Consider the following 13,035-nt stretch of genomic DNA (forward strand, 5'->3'; position numbering starts at 1 on the left):
TAGCTTAATCCGGCACGGGGGTGAAGGTCGTAATGCGCCGGTCGCACCGTCATATGCGGCAAAGCTGGTAGGTCGGCGCGATATGTGGTTCTTTTGACTGTGAATATCCCTCATTGGAAACATCCGCCCATGAAGATCGCTTTTATCGCCAGCCGCTCTGATGTTGCACAGGATGCGTTGACGGCGCTGAGCGCACGATACGGCAATGTCACGCGCGAGGAGGCAGAGGTTATCGTCGCCCTCGGGGGGGACGGGTTCATGCTGCAGGCGCTGCACGACTCGCAAGAGCTGTCGACGCCGGTCTATGGCATGAACCGCGGCACCATCGGGTTCTTGATGAACGCCTATGCGGAAGAGGATCTGGTGGATCGTCTGCGCGCAGCAGAAGAGGCGGTGATCAACCCGCTGGTGATGGTCGCCACACATGCGAATGGCGAGACCTCAAAGGCGCTGGCCTTGAACGAGGTCGCCTTGCTGCGCGAGGGACCGCAGGCCGCCAAGCTGCGGATCAGCGTCGACGGGCGCGTGCGGATGGAGGAGCTGGTCTGCGATGGCGCACTGGTGGCGACGCCTGCCGGGTCCACCGCCTATAATTACTCCGCGCACGGCCCGATCCTGCCGATTGGCGCGGATGTGCTGGCCCTGACAGCGATGGCGGCGTTTCGGCCACGGCGCTGGCGCGGGGCTTTGCTGCCGAAAACGGTGACCGTGCGCTTTGATGTGCTGGAGCCCGCCAAACGCCCTGTGATGGCCGACGCCGACGGGAATTCCTACCGCGATGTCGTCGCGGTCGAGATCACCTCGGACCCGTTGATCAAGCACCGTATCCTGTTCGATCCGGGCCACGGTCTGGAAGAACGGCTGATCAGCGAGCAGTTCAACTAATCCGCGTTTCAGACGGAACCGCGGTGCCTTTGGCGCGTTGATATTCCGAGACGCATGAGAGGCCATTCAGGTGCTTTCATCGTTTGGAATTTTAGCAAAAGGAGACCTGACATGAATTGGGATACAATCAAAGGTAACTGGAGCCAGATGACCGGTAAGGTCAAAGAAGAATGGGGTGATCTGACCGATGATGACCTGACAGAAGCCGCCGGCGAACGCGACCAGCTGGTCGGCAAGATTCAGGCGCGCTACGGCGTTGCCAAAGACGAGGCGGAGCGTCAGGTAGACAGCTTCGTGGCCAAACACTAACTGGCCTAGATATTGAATAGAAAAGGCGGCTGTTACAGCCGCCTTTTTCGCGTTCTGGGGTGCCGGATCTATCAGGTGTCCCTGGCGTAGCCGATGGTTTGCAGCGCCGACTTGATCTCGTCCAGAATGGCCGGATCGTCGATCGTGGCGGGCAGTTTGAACGGCTCTGCATCCGCCAGTTTGACCATCGTTGCCCGCAGGATCTTGCCTGAACGCGTCTTGGGCAAGCGATCCACCACCAGCGTCATCTTATAGGCTGCCACTGGCCCGATCTGGTCACGCACCCGTTGCTGGCATTCGGCTGCAATCTCGGCATGGGGGCGGTCGACCCCTTTGGACAGGCACACAAACCCCATCGGAGCCTGCCCTTTCAGCGGATCGCTGACGCCGATCACGGCACATTCAGCCACATCGGGGTGGCCGGCCAGAACCTCCTCCATCGCGCCGGTGGATAAGCGGTGACCGGCGACGTTGATCACGTCATCGGTGCGCGCCATGATATAAAGATATCCATCCTCGTCGATCCTGCCCGCATCCCCCGTTTCGTAGTATCCGGGATAGGTCGTAAGGTAACTTTTGCGGAAGCGATCTTCGGCATTCCACAGGGTGGGCAGCGTGCCGGGGGGCAGGGGCAGCTTGATCGCGATAGACCCCAAAGTGCCAGCGGGTTGCGGCTCGCCCGCCTCGTTCAGGATTTGCACGTCATAGCCCGGCATCGGCACCGTGGGGGAGCCGACCTTGACCGGCAGCGCCTCTAGTCCGGCGGGGTTGCCGACGATAGTATAGCCGGTTTCGGTCTGCCACCAATGGTCATAGACGGGTATGCCCAGCTTTTCCTGCGCCCAGATCACGGTGTCTGGATCGGCGCGCTCGCCGGCGAGATACAGCGCGCGCAGGCAGGAAATGTCATATTTGCCAATCTCCTCGCCCTTTGGGTCTTCGCGTTTGACAGCGCGGATCGCGGTGGGGGCGGTAAAGAAGCTGCGGACATTGTGTTCGGAAATGACGCGCCAGAAGGTGCCCGCATCGGGTGTGCCCACGGGCTTGCCTTCGAACACAACGGTGGTGTTGCCATGCACCAGCGGACCATAGCAAATGTAGCTGTGCCCCACGACCCAGCCCACATCGGAGGCGGCCCAGAAGACATCGCCCGGATCGACGTTGTAGATGTTCTTCATCGTCCAGTTCAGCGCCACCAGATGCCCCGCGGTTTGGCGCACCACGCCCTTGGGCGCGCCGGTCGTGCCCGAGGTGTAAAGAATGTAGGCGGGGTGGTTGCCCTCCACCGCGACGCAGGGCGCGGGGGTGGTGCCTTTTTGCGCCGCGTCCCAATCCAGATCGCGCCCCGGTGTCAGATCGCAGGGGGCCTGTTCGCGTTGCAGGATCAGGCAGAAATCGGGTTTGTGGTCGGCCTGTTCAATGGCCCCGTCAAGCAGCGGCTTATAGGCCACGACGCGCGCTGGTTCCAACCCGCAGGATGCGGCGATGATCGCTTTGGGGGTGCAGTCGTTGATCCGCACGGCTAGTTCGTTCGAGGCAAAGCCGCCGAACACGACCGAATGTACCGCCCCGATCCGTGCGCAGGCGAGCATCGCCTCAAGCGCTTCGGGAACCATCGGCATATAGATGATCACGCGGTCGCCTTTGCCCACGCCATTGGCCTGTAGCGCACCGGCGACAGCGGCGACGCGGGTTTGCAGCTCGGCAAAGGTGATCTTGGTCTGGGTGCCGGTGATCGGGCTGTCATGGATGATCGCCACCTGATCGGCACGGCCGTTTTCCACATGGCGGTCAACGGCATTATAGCACGCATTTACTTTGGCGTCGGCGAACCATTCGTACAGATCGTTGCCCTTGTCGAACAACGCCTGACGGGGCGCTTCCTCCCAATCGATGGCTTTGGACTGCTCTAGCCAGTAGGCTTCAGGGTTGTCCTGACAGCTTTTGTAAATGTCGTGATATCCCATATGCGGCTCCCTCCCGTGAACGCGAATACCATTTGGTAGGCCACGGCTGCGGGAAAGAGCAAGAGCTTGCGCCTATATCGCGGCCATCCGGCAATAAAATTTACAGCCGCTCCCCCACGCGCGGTGTCAAAATTTACAAGCGCGTTTCGGCCTATTTCCGGTAGCGCACAGAATTTCGCGCAGCGCATGTCGAATATGACCCACCGCGTCGAATTTGGATCAGATCGATCACGCAAAGGGGCGCAGCATCACGGATAGGGACGGCATGTCGCCGCCCTTCGTCTTTGAACAAAGGTTCAGAACAATGGGTGATAAGCTCGCCAACAAGAAGAAAAAGGCCAAAGCAGACGCACGGCCTGCCAAGCCGATGCCAAGCAGCGTGTCTGACATCAAGGCACCCTTTGCGGCCAAGGGCACCAAACCGGCCAAGTAATTTCGGCCGGTTCCGGTCCATGCGCCGCCCCGCATAAGGGCGGCGTTTTCGCGCGGGGCGTCAGCCGTATTCGGCGACCGGCGTACCGGCGATCGCACCGACGTTTAGCAGCCCGCGCGCGGTGATCGACGGAGAGACGATATGAGCACGGTTGCCCATCCCCATCAGGATCGGCCCGACCTCAAGCCCGCCTCCCTTCATCTTCAGAATATTGCGCACGCCCGATGCCGCATCCGCATGGGCAAAGACAAGAACATTCGCAGCACCTTCCATCCGGTTCGAAGGCAGCAGACGGCTGCGCAGCTCGGGGTCGAGGGCGGCATCGATGTTCATCTCGCCCTCATAGCAGAAATCATGGTTGCCCGCATCCAGCAGCCGCAGCGCCGCGCGCAGACGTTTGCCCGACCCTTCGCCCTGATTGCCGAACTGGCTTTGCGAACACAGGGCGATCTTGGGTTCGATGCCGAAACGTTGCACGTGACGTGCAGCGCCGATGGCGATTTCGGCGATCTGTTCGGGGGTGGGGTGCAGATGCACCTGCGTATCCGCGATAAACAAGGGCCCATCTTCCAGGATCATCAGCGACAGGGCCCCATGGGGGCGCCGCCCGTCGCGACCGAGAACCTGTTCAATATAATTCATATGCCAGCGGAATTCCCCGAAGGTGCCGCAGATCAGACTGTCGGCCTCTTCTCGGTGCACCATCACTGCGCCGATGGCGGTGGTATTGGTGCGCATGATGGCGCGCGCGATATCAGGTGACACGCCGCGGCGGGCCATCAGGTTGTGGTAGGTCTCCCAATAGTCGCGGTAGCGCGGGTCGTTTTCGGGGTTCACCAGATCCACCGTCTCGCCCAGCTTGATTGTCAGACCAGCCTTTTCGATGCGCCGTTCGATCACCTCGGGGCGGCCGATCAGGATCGGGCGTTCCTTGGTCTCCTCAACCATAGCTTGGGCGGCACGCAGCACGCGTTCGTCTTCGCCTTCGGCAAAGACGATCCGGCGCGGGGCCACGCGCGCGGCCTCGAACACGGGGCGCATCAGCATGGACGATTTGAAGACCGAGCTGTCCAGCTTGTGGCGATAGGCGCCCAGATCCTCGATCGGGCGGGTGGCGACGCCGGTGTCCATCGCGGCTTTCGCGACGGCGGTAGAGACGACCCCGATCAGGCGCGGGTCAAAGGGTTTGGGGATCAGGTAGTCGGGGCCAAAGGTCAACTGTTCGCCCTGATAGGCGGCGGCAGCCTCGGCCGAGGTGGTGGCACGGGCAAGCGCGGCAATCCCGTCGATACAGGCGATCTTCATCTCGTCATTGATGGTGGTCGCCCCCACATCCAGCGCACCGCGGAAGATAAAGGGAAAGCACAATACGTTGTTGACCTGATTGGGAAAATCCGACCGGCCCGTTGCGATAATCGCATCAGGTGCCACCGCACGGGCCAGATCGGGCATGATTTCCGGCGTGGGGTTGGCCAGCGCAAAAATGATCGGCTGCGGCGCCATTTTCTGCACCATTTCGGGGCTCAGGACACCGGGACCAGAGAGGCCGAGGAACAGATCGGCGTCATGGATCACATCGGCCAGATCACGCAGGTCGGATTTCTGCGCGTATTCCGATTTGATCGGGTTCATGTCGATCTCGCGGCCCTCGTAGACCAGACCGTGAATGTCACAAAGCCAGACGTTCTCGCGCTTCACGCCGAGTTTCAGCAGCATGTTCAGACAAGCGATGCCCGCCGCGCCGCCGCCTGTGGATACGATCTTGATGTCCTCGAACTTCTTGCCCGCTACGAAAAGTGCGTTCTTCACGGCGGCCCCAACGACAATCGCGGTGCCGTGCTGGTCGTCGTGGAAAACCGGAATGTTCATCCGCTCACGGCAGATGCGTTCGACGGTAAAGCAATCGGGTGCTTTGATGTCTTCGAGGTTGATCGCGCCGAAGGTCGGCTCTAGCGCGCACACCAGTTCGGCGAGCTTTTCGGGGTCATTCTGGTCCAGCTCGATGTCGAAACAATCGATATTGGCGAATTTCTTGAAAAGGACGGCCTTGCCCTCCATCACCGGTTTGGAGGCCAGCGCGCCGATGTTGCCGAGCCCCAGAACCGCCGTGCCATTGGTCACCACACCCACAAGGTTCGCGCGGGTGGTGTAATGCGCGGCTGTGGTCGGGTCGGCCTTGATCTCAAGGCAGGCTTCGGCCACGCCGGGGGAATAGGCGCGCGCCAGATCGCGGCCGTTCGCCAGTGGTTTGGTCGCGCGCACTTCGAGTTTTCCGGGCTTGGGGAAAGCGTGATAGTCAAGTGCGGCTTGGCGCAGATTGGGCGCATCGGTCATGTTTTGGCGGTCCTTTAAGAGAGTAGTTTAGCGTTAAACTATTTTGCCAGCCGCGCCAACACGACTTTTGGAGCGGGGCGTGTCACCGCCCATGCGGCGCAGATTGTAGGGCGGGAAGGGGGCCAGCCCCCATCGTGACAGGCCACGATTCCCCCGGAGTTTGTCTGGCAAAATGAAGCATGGCATTTTTCCGCTTTTGGCATCGCAACTTTGGCGAAAGGTTTTTATAGTTTTGTGAAACTTGGGGGAATTATGACCAGTGATTTGCGACAGCACGCCAGCGCCGTGCAGGAAAATGCCTATGCGCCCTATTCCAACTTCAAGGTGGGGGCCGCGTTGCGCACGGCCTCGGGGGCGGTGTTTGTTGGCTGTAACGTGGAAAACGTCGCCTACCCGGAAGGCACCTGTGCCGAGGCCGGTGCCATCGCCGCCATGATCGCGGCGGGTGAGACGGCTTTTGTCGAGGCTTATGTTATTGCGGGCAGCCCCACGCCCGTCACGCCCTGTGGCGGCTGCCGTCAGAAACTGGCGGAATTCGGTCAGGGGGACGCGCGGGTGACGATGGCGACCCTGTCGGGCGTGGAAGAGGTGATGACGATGGCCGAGCTGTTGCCCGGTGCCTTTGGCCGCGCGCATATGGAGGGCTAAGCCATGGATGCCCGCGCGATCCTGTCCAAACTGCGGCACCGGCGGTCGCTGAACCGAGAAGAGCTTGTCTGGTTCGCGATGGCCCTTGCCGATGGGCGGGTCAGTGATGCGCAGGCGGGGGCCTTTGCGATGGGGGTCTGTCAGGTCGGGCTGAGCGATGTGGGCCGCGTGGCCCTGACGCTCGCCATGCGCGACAGCGGGCGGGTGTTCGACTGGGATCTGAACGGGCCGGTGCTGGATAAACATTCGACGGGCGGTGTGGGCGATTGCGTCAGCCTTGTGCTGGCCCCTGCCTTGGCCGCCTGCGGGGCTTATGTTCCGATGATCTCGGGGCGTGGGCTGGGGCATACCGGCGGGACGCTGGACAAACTCGAGGCCATTCCGGGTGTGAATACCACATTGGACGAGGCGCAGTTTCGCGCCGTGGTGGCCGAGGCAGGCTGTGCGATTGTCAGTGCGACCGACGGTATCGCCCCCGCGGACAAGCGGCTTTATGCGGTGCGCGATGTGTCCTCGACCGTGGACAGCCTTGATCTGATCACCGCGTCGATCCTATCCAAGAAGCTGGCGGCGGGGCTGGATGGTTTGGTCTTGGACGTCAAGGTTGGCAGCGGTGCCTTCATGAAAGATTTGGCGCAGGCGCAGGCGCTGGCGACGGCGTTGACCAAGACTGCGAATGCGAGTGGGTGCCGCACGACGGCGGTGATCAGCGATATGAGCCAGCCCCTGGTGCCGAGCCTTGGGAACGCGCTGGAAGTGGCCGAGGTGATGCGCGTGCTGACGGGGCACAACAAGGGGCCGATTGTCTCGGTCTGTGCTGCTCTTGGGGGGGTGTTGCTGGCCAATGCAGGGCTGGCGGGCGATGTGCAGGTCGGGGCGGATATGATCGTGCAGGCGATCCGGTCGGGCCGCGCGGCGGAACGCTTTGGCGTGATGATCGCGGCCATGGGCGGGCCTGCGAAGTTTGTCGAAAACTGGACGCGGTTCCTGCCCGAGGCGACGATCATCGGAGAGGTCCCCGCACCGAAAACCGGATATGTGACCGCGATTGATGGGGAGGCCTTGGGCCTTGCGGTCGTCGCTTTGGGCGGCGGGCGCGCGGTCGAGACGGACCAGATCAACCCGGCCGTGGGGATTTCGGATGTCGTCCGCCTGGGCGCGAAAGTATCGTCTAAGGGGCCACTGGCGGTGGTCCATGCCGCCCGCGCCGGTGACGCAGAGCGGGCCGCAAAGGCGGTGCGCGGTGCGGTTACCATCGGCCCGAAGCCGGTCGCCGTGCCGGATTTGATTGTAGAGAGGGTCGGCTGATGGCGCGTGCTTTTCTGGTTGTGATGGATTCCGTCGGTATCGGCGGTGCCCCTGATGCGGACACCTTCTTTAACGGGCGTGTGCCGGACACCGGCGCGAATACCCTTGGTCATATCGCGCAGGCCTGTGCCGAAGGCCGTGCAGAAGACGGGCGCAGCGGCCCTTTGAACGTGCCGCATATGGCGTCGCTGGGGCTTGGCCCCGCGATTGAACTGGCCAGCGGGCTGCATATCGCAAGCCTTGATGGTGCCGTCAGCGGCACATGGGGCGCGGCGACAGAAATTTCGCGCGGCAAGGATACGCCCTCGGGCCATTGGGAATTGGCCGGCTTGCCGGTCCCGTGGGAGTGGCATTACTTTCCCGATGTGTCGAAGTCCTTTCCGCCCGCGCTGGTCGCGCAGCTTGCGGCCTTTGCCGGCACGGACGAGATCTTGGGGAATTGCCACGCCCCCGGCACCGCCATTATTGAGGAGTTCGGCGCGCAGCATATCAAGACCGGTTTCCCGATCTGCTATACCTCGGCTGACAGCGTGTTGCAGATCGCCGCGCATGAAGAGAGTTTCGGCCTGCAACGGCTGTTGGACCTATGCGAAAACATGGCCCCGATCGCGCATGAGATGAAAGTCGGACGGGTGATCGCGCGTCCCTTCATCGGGGATGCGCAAAGCGGTTTTACCCGCACCACCAACCGTCGTGATTTTGCGATCAAGCCACCCGCGCCGGTGCTGAGCAACTGGGTGCAGGACAGTGGTGCCCGTGTTTATGCCGTTGGAAAGATCGGCGACATTTTTTCGATGACCGGTTTTGACGAGGTGCGCAAAGGGTCTGACGAGACGTTGATGGGCCATCTTGGCGATCTGGTCGAGCACGCCGAAGACGGCAGCCTGACGTTTGCGAATTTTGTGGAATTTGACAGTCTTTATGGGCACCGGCGCGATGTGTCGGGCTATGCCCGCGCGCTTGAGTGGTTTGATGCCGAGATTGGTAAGCTGCTGGGGCAACTGCGTGACGGGGATTTGCTGGTGCTGACCGCAGATCACGGGAACGACCCGACATGGGTGGGCACCGACCACACCCGCGAACGGGCACCGGTTCTGGTGGCAGGGCAGGGTGCTGGCCGCTTGGGGCAGATCAGCTTTCGCGATGTCGCTGGGCTGGTGGCGCGGCATCTTGGGGTTGCGGTGCCCGACTGAACTCTGTTCGGCGGCGTATCGGTCGGGTGGGGGCCAGCCCCCATCGCGGCGGGGCCGCGATCCCCCCGGAGTTTGACTGGCAAAATGAAGCTGGCGAAGATGCGATGGTTGCGGGGCACGGCTTTTCGGGGCATGAGTTCAGCCAAGTAATATGGAGAGCGCCCCGATGTCCGATATCGTTGAACACCTGACCGTCGTTAATCATCCGCTGGTGCAGCACAAGCTGACAATCATGCGGGATAAATCCACATCGACCGCGGCGTTCCGCCAGTTGCTGCGCGAGATCAGCCAGCTTCTGGCCTATGAGGTGACCCGCGGCTTGCCGATGACGACCAAGCGGATCGACACGCCGATGCAGCCGATGGACGCACCTACGCTGGACGGCAAGAAGCTCGCGCTGATCTCTATCCTGCGGGCGGGCAACGGGTTGATGGATGGCGTGCTTGAGCTGATCCCGTCGGCACGGGTAGGCTTTGTTGGCCTGTATCGTGACGAGGAAACGTTGCAGCCGGTGGAATACTATTTCAAGGTGCCCGAGGGTATGGACGACCGTCTGGTGATCGCCGTGGACCCGATGCTCGCCACCGGTAATTCATCCGTGGCTGCGATCGACATGCTGAAGAAAGCCGGTGCGACCAATATCCGCTTCCTGTGTCTGCTGGCGGCCCCCGAAGGCGTGGCCCGCATGAAAGAGGCGCATCCCGATGTGCCGATCGTCACCGCGGCGGTCGACGAGAAGCTGAACGAGCAGGGGTATATCATTCCCGGGCTTGGTGACGCCGGTGACCGGATGTTCGGGACCAAGTAAGGCGCAAAATGGGCGATCCGGTGATCAGGGTGCTTTACTCTGAAACCGGGATCGCGCATGGTTTATTTACTACATTGTGTGGGGGCGCAGATGAAATTTACTAGTATTGTGGCAGTTGCGGCATTGATGACGACGTTTGGGGCAGGTATTTCCCAAGCGCAGAGCTTTCGCGATCAACCGGCGGAATTCCCATCGGCCTCGTATAAGGGCAAGCAATATGTTGACAGCAAAGGCTGTGTGTTTATTCGGGCCGGTATCGACGGCAATGTGACCTGGGTGCCGCGCGTGTCGCGCAAGCGTCAGGGTGTCTGCGGCTTCAAGCCGACCAATGTGCAGACAGCGGCCAGCGCGCCTGCCGGTGGTGCTAACGCGCCGGTGCAGATCACCGTGAACAACGCGCCCGCCGCGGCCAAACAGCCCACGGTTGCGGCACGCCCTCTGCCACAGCGCAAGGCCAAGCCGGTTGTTGTACGCCAGAAAGCACCCAAGCCGGTGCGCCAGCCGGTACCACGCTCGGTCGACGTGCCGGCCGCACCGCGCGCGCAAGCGCCGGTGGCGGTGGCGCAGGTGCCGACCACCTGTGCCGGACGCTCTGCCATCAGCCAGCAATATTCCGGGTCGCGGACCAAGGGGCTCGCCGTGCGTTGCGGCCCGCAAACCGCGCCGATCCTGCCCTCCACCGCGCAGGCCGGGGCGGTGGCATCTGCGCCGTCCTATGGGGCAACCACAGGCAGCGTCACAACCACGGCGAGACCCGCAGCGGCGCATGCGCATACGCGGATCGTGCCGAAACATGTCGCGATTAACCGCCAGAACACCTATGCCAACGTCTCGGTGCCCAAAGGATACCGCCCCGTGTGGGAAGACGACCGTCTGAACCCCAAGCGGGCCGAACAGAACCTTGAGGGGCGGTCCAAGATGTTGTTGATCTGGACCAACACCGTGCCGCGCCGTCTAGTGAACCAAAGCACAGGGCAGGACGTGACCGCGCGTTTGCCGCTAGTCTACCCCTATACCTCGGTCGAGCAGCAGCGCCGTGAGTTGGGCGAGGTGAGTTTTGCCAAGCGCAACGGCCAACTGGTCAAACGTATCGTCCGCAACAAGAACGCAGCGCCTGCCGCGCGCAAGCCGGTCTACTCCAGCCGTTCGACCCCCAAGCCAGTCGCCACAGCCCCAGCGACGCCGCGTGCCGCGGGCAAGACCTATGTGCAGATCGGCGTCTATGGGGACAGCGCGAACGCGCAGCGTGCGGCACAGCGTATCGCGCGGATGGGGATGGGCGCGCGCATCGGTAAGTCCACCCGCGGCGGCAAGACCTATCTGTCGGTGCAGGCGGGGCCCTTTGGCACGTCCGCGGCCCCGGCGGCTTTGGGTAAGTTGCGCGGTGCCGGTTACGGCGATGCCTACATCCGCTGACGCAACCGCAGGACAGTGCAGATAAAAGGCCAGTCGGGGCGATCCGGCTGGCCTTTTGCGTGGAAGGTCGGAGTGTGTATCTCTGCCTTAGCCGCCGCAGATATTTTGCAGCCGTAGCCAGTCGGCATCGTTCAGCAGAGGGTCGGTCTCCTTGCCGTTCATCGGATCGCCTTCGATCAGGGGCAGCACCGTCTCTCCGGTGATGTCACGGGCTTGCGCGTAAGGAGTGCTATGCAGGCGCTGTTTTTCGAAACGGGCAAGCAGGGCGTCAACGGGCGGTTCCGGCGCGGGTTCGGCCATCAGATGTTCGGCGTAGCGTGTGAGGGCCGCATCCGAGACATCGCCTGTGGTCAGCAGGCGGAAGTTTTCGCGGATGCCGATGGTGGCGAGCATATGTTCAAGCGGGTCTGTGACGGCGTGTTTCGCTTGCTCCGCCAGAATATAGCCGCCCGCGATATCGGGGGACTCGTAATCCTCGAACAGGGTCTTGTTCAGCACGATCAGCCCGCCGGGCAGGTGCAGGCTGGGGCGGGTCATGGCGGGCAGCACCACCATCGGATCAGACGACAGCCGCGCGCCGAGCTTTGCCAGCGCCGTGCGCCCGCGGGCGTTGGTACAGGCGGGGCCGGACACCCGTTCGATCTTTTTCAGAAGCGCCGCCCCGATGGAGGCGCGTTTGACCTTGGGCACCACCCGCAGCGTGTGATCTTGTAGCGCGCCCGGCAGCCAGAACAGCGCCACCGCCGCCACCACCAGCGCCGAGGTCAGCACCCCGGCAAAGCGCAGCCGCCCCGGGCGGGGGCGACGGCGTTCGACCACGCGGCGCAGGGTTTCGATGGCGTCGATCATCTCTCCCTCGCTGTCGGGGATTTCCAGCGTTTCACTGGGGTCGCCGTCGGGGTGGAAAATCGCAGGGCGGGTGCCAGGGTTTGACCGCGCCAAAGCCGCCAGTGACCAATGGGTCAGCGCCTGATCCTTGAGGTCGGAAATCACCAGTGTCGCATCGCCGATCGACACGATGACCTCGCGACGTTGGGCATCGGGGGCCGAACGCCATAGTCCGGTTGCTTCCAACCGGGCGTATTTGGAAAGGGCTGTCATATCCTGAAGTATAGTGCCTAACTGTTTTGGATAGTTTACCACCTGACACGGGTTGAGCAATGGGTGGACTTAAGACAGCATAGGAGAATTCGAAAGGAGCGTCCCATGCAGATCAAGCCCGCACATCCCGATGATGCCGCCAGACTTGTCGAGATCTGGTATCATGGTTGGCATCAGGCCCATGCCGATGTCGTGCCCCCCGCCTTGACCGCCCTGCGCAGTTTCGAAGAGTTCACGATGCGGATGCGTGTGCACCTTAAGCATACGCAGGTGGTCTGGGTCGAAGGGCAGATCGCGGGGTTCTTCATGGTGGACCATGACGAGATCTACCAGTTCTATGTCAGTGAAGCCTTTCAGGGCAGCGGTCTGGCGCAGCAGATGATGGCGGCGACCGAAGCAGAACTGGGACATGGGCTGAAATGGTTGGCCTGTTCGGTTGGCAACACCCGCGCCGCGCGGTTCTATGAGGCCTGCGGTTGGGTGCAGGCAGGCACGATCCCCTACGAGGTCGAAACCGGCGAGGGGCCGTTGCAGATCGACGTCTGGCGGTATGAAAAACGGCTCGGCCCGCAAGAGCAGGCAGAGGCGGTGATCGTCGCCGATCCGGTTGTCACACAGCGCGCGATGTAGACC

Annotated in this window: 12 protein-coding genes; 9 read left to right on the forward strand and 3 right to left on the reverse strand. The window is 62.2% G+C overall.

Annotated features, from left to right (window positions below; all coding sequences use genetic code 11):
* The first annotated feature begins 129 nt into the window (after nucleotides 1-129).
* Complete coding sequence (locus tag IV89_RS05350; protein ID WP_005849487.1) at nucleotides 130-885, forward strand: NAD kinase; 756 nt, start codon at nucleotides 130-132, stop codon at nucleotides 883-885.
* 111 nt (nucleotides 886-996) lie between these two features.
* A complete protein-coding gene (locus tag IV89_RS05355; RefSeq protein ID WP_005849485.1) occupies nucleotides 997-1,194 on the forward strand; it encodes a CsbD family protein in 198 nt (65 codons plus the stop codon).
* Nucleotides 1,195-1,265: 71 nt separating this feature from the next.
* On the opposite strand, the gene IV89_RS05360 is transcribed toward IV89_RS05355, so the two are convergent.
* Nucleotides 1,266-3,161: a propionyl-CoA synthetase gene (locus IV89_RS05360; protein WP_037944738.1), complete on the reverse strand. Its 1,896-nt coding sequence runs from the start codon at nucleotides 3,159-3,161 to the stop codon at nucleotides 1,266-1,268.
* 304 nt (nucleotides 3,162-3,465) lie between these two features.
* On the opposite strand from IV89_RS05360, the gene IV89_RS05365 reads away from it, so the two are divergent.
* Nucleotides 3,466-3,594: a hypothetical protein gene (locus IV89_RS05365; RefSeq protein ID WP_005849481.1), complete on the forward strand. Its 129-nt coding sequence runs from the start codon at nucleotides 3,466-3,468 to the stop codon at nucleotides 3,592-3,594.
* A gap of 60 nt (nucleotides 3,595-3,654) precedes the next feature.
* Here IV89_RS05365 and IV89_RS05370 read toward each other — a convergent pair whose 3' ends face one another.
* Entirely contained in the window at nucleotides 3,655-5,928 is a 2,274-nt protein-coding gene (locus tag IV89_RS05370; protein WP_037944737.1) for an NADP-dependent malic enzyme, read from the reverse strand.
* 252 nt (nucleotides 5,929-6,180) lie between these two features.
* On the opposite strand from IV89_RS05370, the gene IV89_RS05375 reads away from it, so the two are divergent.
* The 5 genes from IV89_RS05375 (at nucleotide 6,181) to IV89_RS05395 (ending at nucleotide 11,301) form a co-directional block, all read left to right on the forward strand.
* A complete protein-coding gene (locus IV89_RS05375; protein ID WP_005849478.1) occupies nucleotides 6,181-6,576 on the forward strand; it encodes a cytidine deaminase in 396 nt (131 codons plus the stop codon).
* A 3-nt stretch (nucleotides 6,577-6,579) separates the two neighbouring features.
* Nucleotides 6,580-7,884 (forward strand): thymidine phosphorylase, encoded by a 1,305-nt coding sequence (locus IV89_RS05380; RefSeq protein WP_037944736.1) that lies wholly within the window; start codon nucleotides 6,580-6,582, stop codon nucleotides 7,882-7,884.
* On the forward strand, nucleotides 7,884-9,077 hold the full coding sequence (locus IV89_RS05385; protein WP_037944735.1) for a phosphopentomutase: 1,194 nt from the start codon (nucleotides 7,884-7,886) through the stop codon (nucleotides 9,075-9,077). The genes IV89_RS05380 and IV89_RS05385 overlap by 1 nt, the downstream gene beginning before the upstream one ends.
* Nucleotides 9,078-9,252: 175 nt before the next feature.
* Nucleotides 9,253-9,885, forward strand: coding sequence for a uracil phosphoribosyltransferase (gene upp, locus IV89_RS05390; protein WP_037945097.1), 633 nt, complete (start codon nucleotides 9,253-9,255; stop codon nucleotides 9,883-9,885).
* Nucleotides 9,886-9,975: 90 nt separating this feature from the next.
* Nucleotides 9,976-11,301, forward strand: a complete 1,326-nt coding sequence (locus IV89_RS05395) for an SPOR domain-containing protein (RefSeq protein ID WP_235183806.1) — start codon at nucleotides 9,976-9,978, stop codon at nucleotides 11,299-11,301.
* A gap of 87 nt (nucleotides 11,302-11,388) precedes the next feature.
* Here the strand turns inward: IV89_RS05395 and IV89_RS05400 are convergent, their stop codons facing one another.
* Nucleotides 11,389-12,402, reverse strand: a complete 1,014-nt coding sequence (locus IV89_RS05400) for a hypothetical protein (protein ID WP_037944733.1) — start codon at nucleotides 12,400-12,402, stop codon at nucleotides 11,389-11,391.
* Nucleotides 12,403-12,507: 105 nt separating this feature from the next.
* Here IV89_RS05400 and IV89_RS05405 point away from each other — a divergent pair, with 105 nt between their 5' ends.
* The gene (locus IV89_RS05405) at nucleotides 12,508-13,032 is read left to right on the forward strand and encodes a GNAT family N-acetyltransferase (RefSeq protein WP_037944731.1); all 525 of its coding nucleotides are present in this window, start codon (nucleotides 12,508-12,510) and stop codon (nucleotides 13,030-13,032) included.
* Nucleotides 13,033-13,035 lie beyond the last annotated feature (3 nt).

This window comes from Sulfitobacter sp. CB2047, from assembly GCF_000735125.2.
Lineage (GTDB): Bacteria > Pseudomonadota > Alphaproteobacteria > Rhodobacterales > Rhodobacteraceae > Sulfitobacter > Sulfitobacter pontiacus.

Coding starts and splice junctions, on each gene's coding strand:
- IV89_RS05375 (WP_005849478.1), top strand. CDS start 6,181: ATGACCAGTGATTTGCGACAGCACGCCAGCGCCGTGCAGGAAAATGCC.
- IV89_RS05380 (WP_037944736.1), top strand. CDS start 6,580: ATGGATGCCCGCGCGATCCTGTCCAAACTGCGGCACCGGCGGTCGCTG.
- IV89_RS05385 (WP_037944735.1), top strand. CDS start 7,884: ATGGCGCGTGCTTTTCTGGTTGTGATGGATTCCGTCGGTATCGGCGGT.
- IV89_RS05360 (WP_037944738.1), bottom strand. CDS start 3,161: ATGGGATATCACGACATTTACAAAAGCTGTCAGGACAACCCTGAAGCC.
- IV89_RS05355 (WP_005849485.1), top strand. CDS start 997: ATGAATTGGGATACAATCAAAGGTAACTGGAGCCAGATGACCGGTAAG.
- IV89_RS05400 (WP_037944733.1), bottom strand. CDS start 12,402: ATGACAGCCCTTTCCAAATACGCCCGGTTGGAAGCAACCGGACTATGG.
- IV89_RS05365 (WP_005849481.1), top strand. CDS start 3,466: ATGGGTGATAAGCTCGCCAACAAGAAGAAAAAGGCCAAAGCAGACGCA.
- IV89_RS05370 (WP_037944737.1), bottom strand. CDS start 5,928: ATGACCGATGCGCCCAATCTGCGCCAAGCCGCACTTGACTATCACGCT.
- IV89_RS05405 (WP_037944731.1), top strand. CDS start 12,508: ATGCAGATCAAGCCCGCACATCCCGATGATGCCGCCAGACTTGTCGAG.
- IV89_RS05350 (WP_005849487.1), top strand. CDS start 130: ATGAAGATCGCTTTTATCGCCAGCCGCTCTGATGTTGCACAGGATGCG.
- IV89_RS05395 (WP_235183806.1), top strand. CDS start 9,976: ATGAAATTTACTAGTATTGTGGCAGTTGCGGCATTGATGACGACGTTT.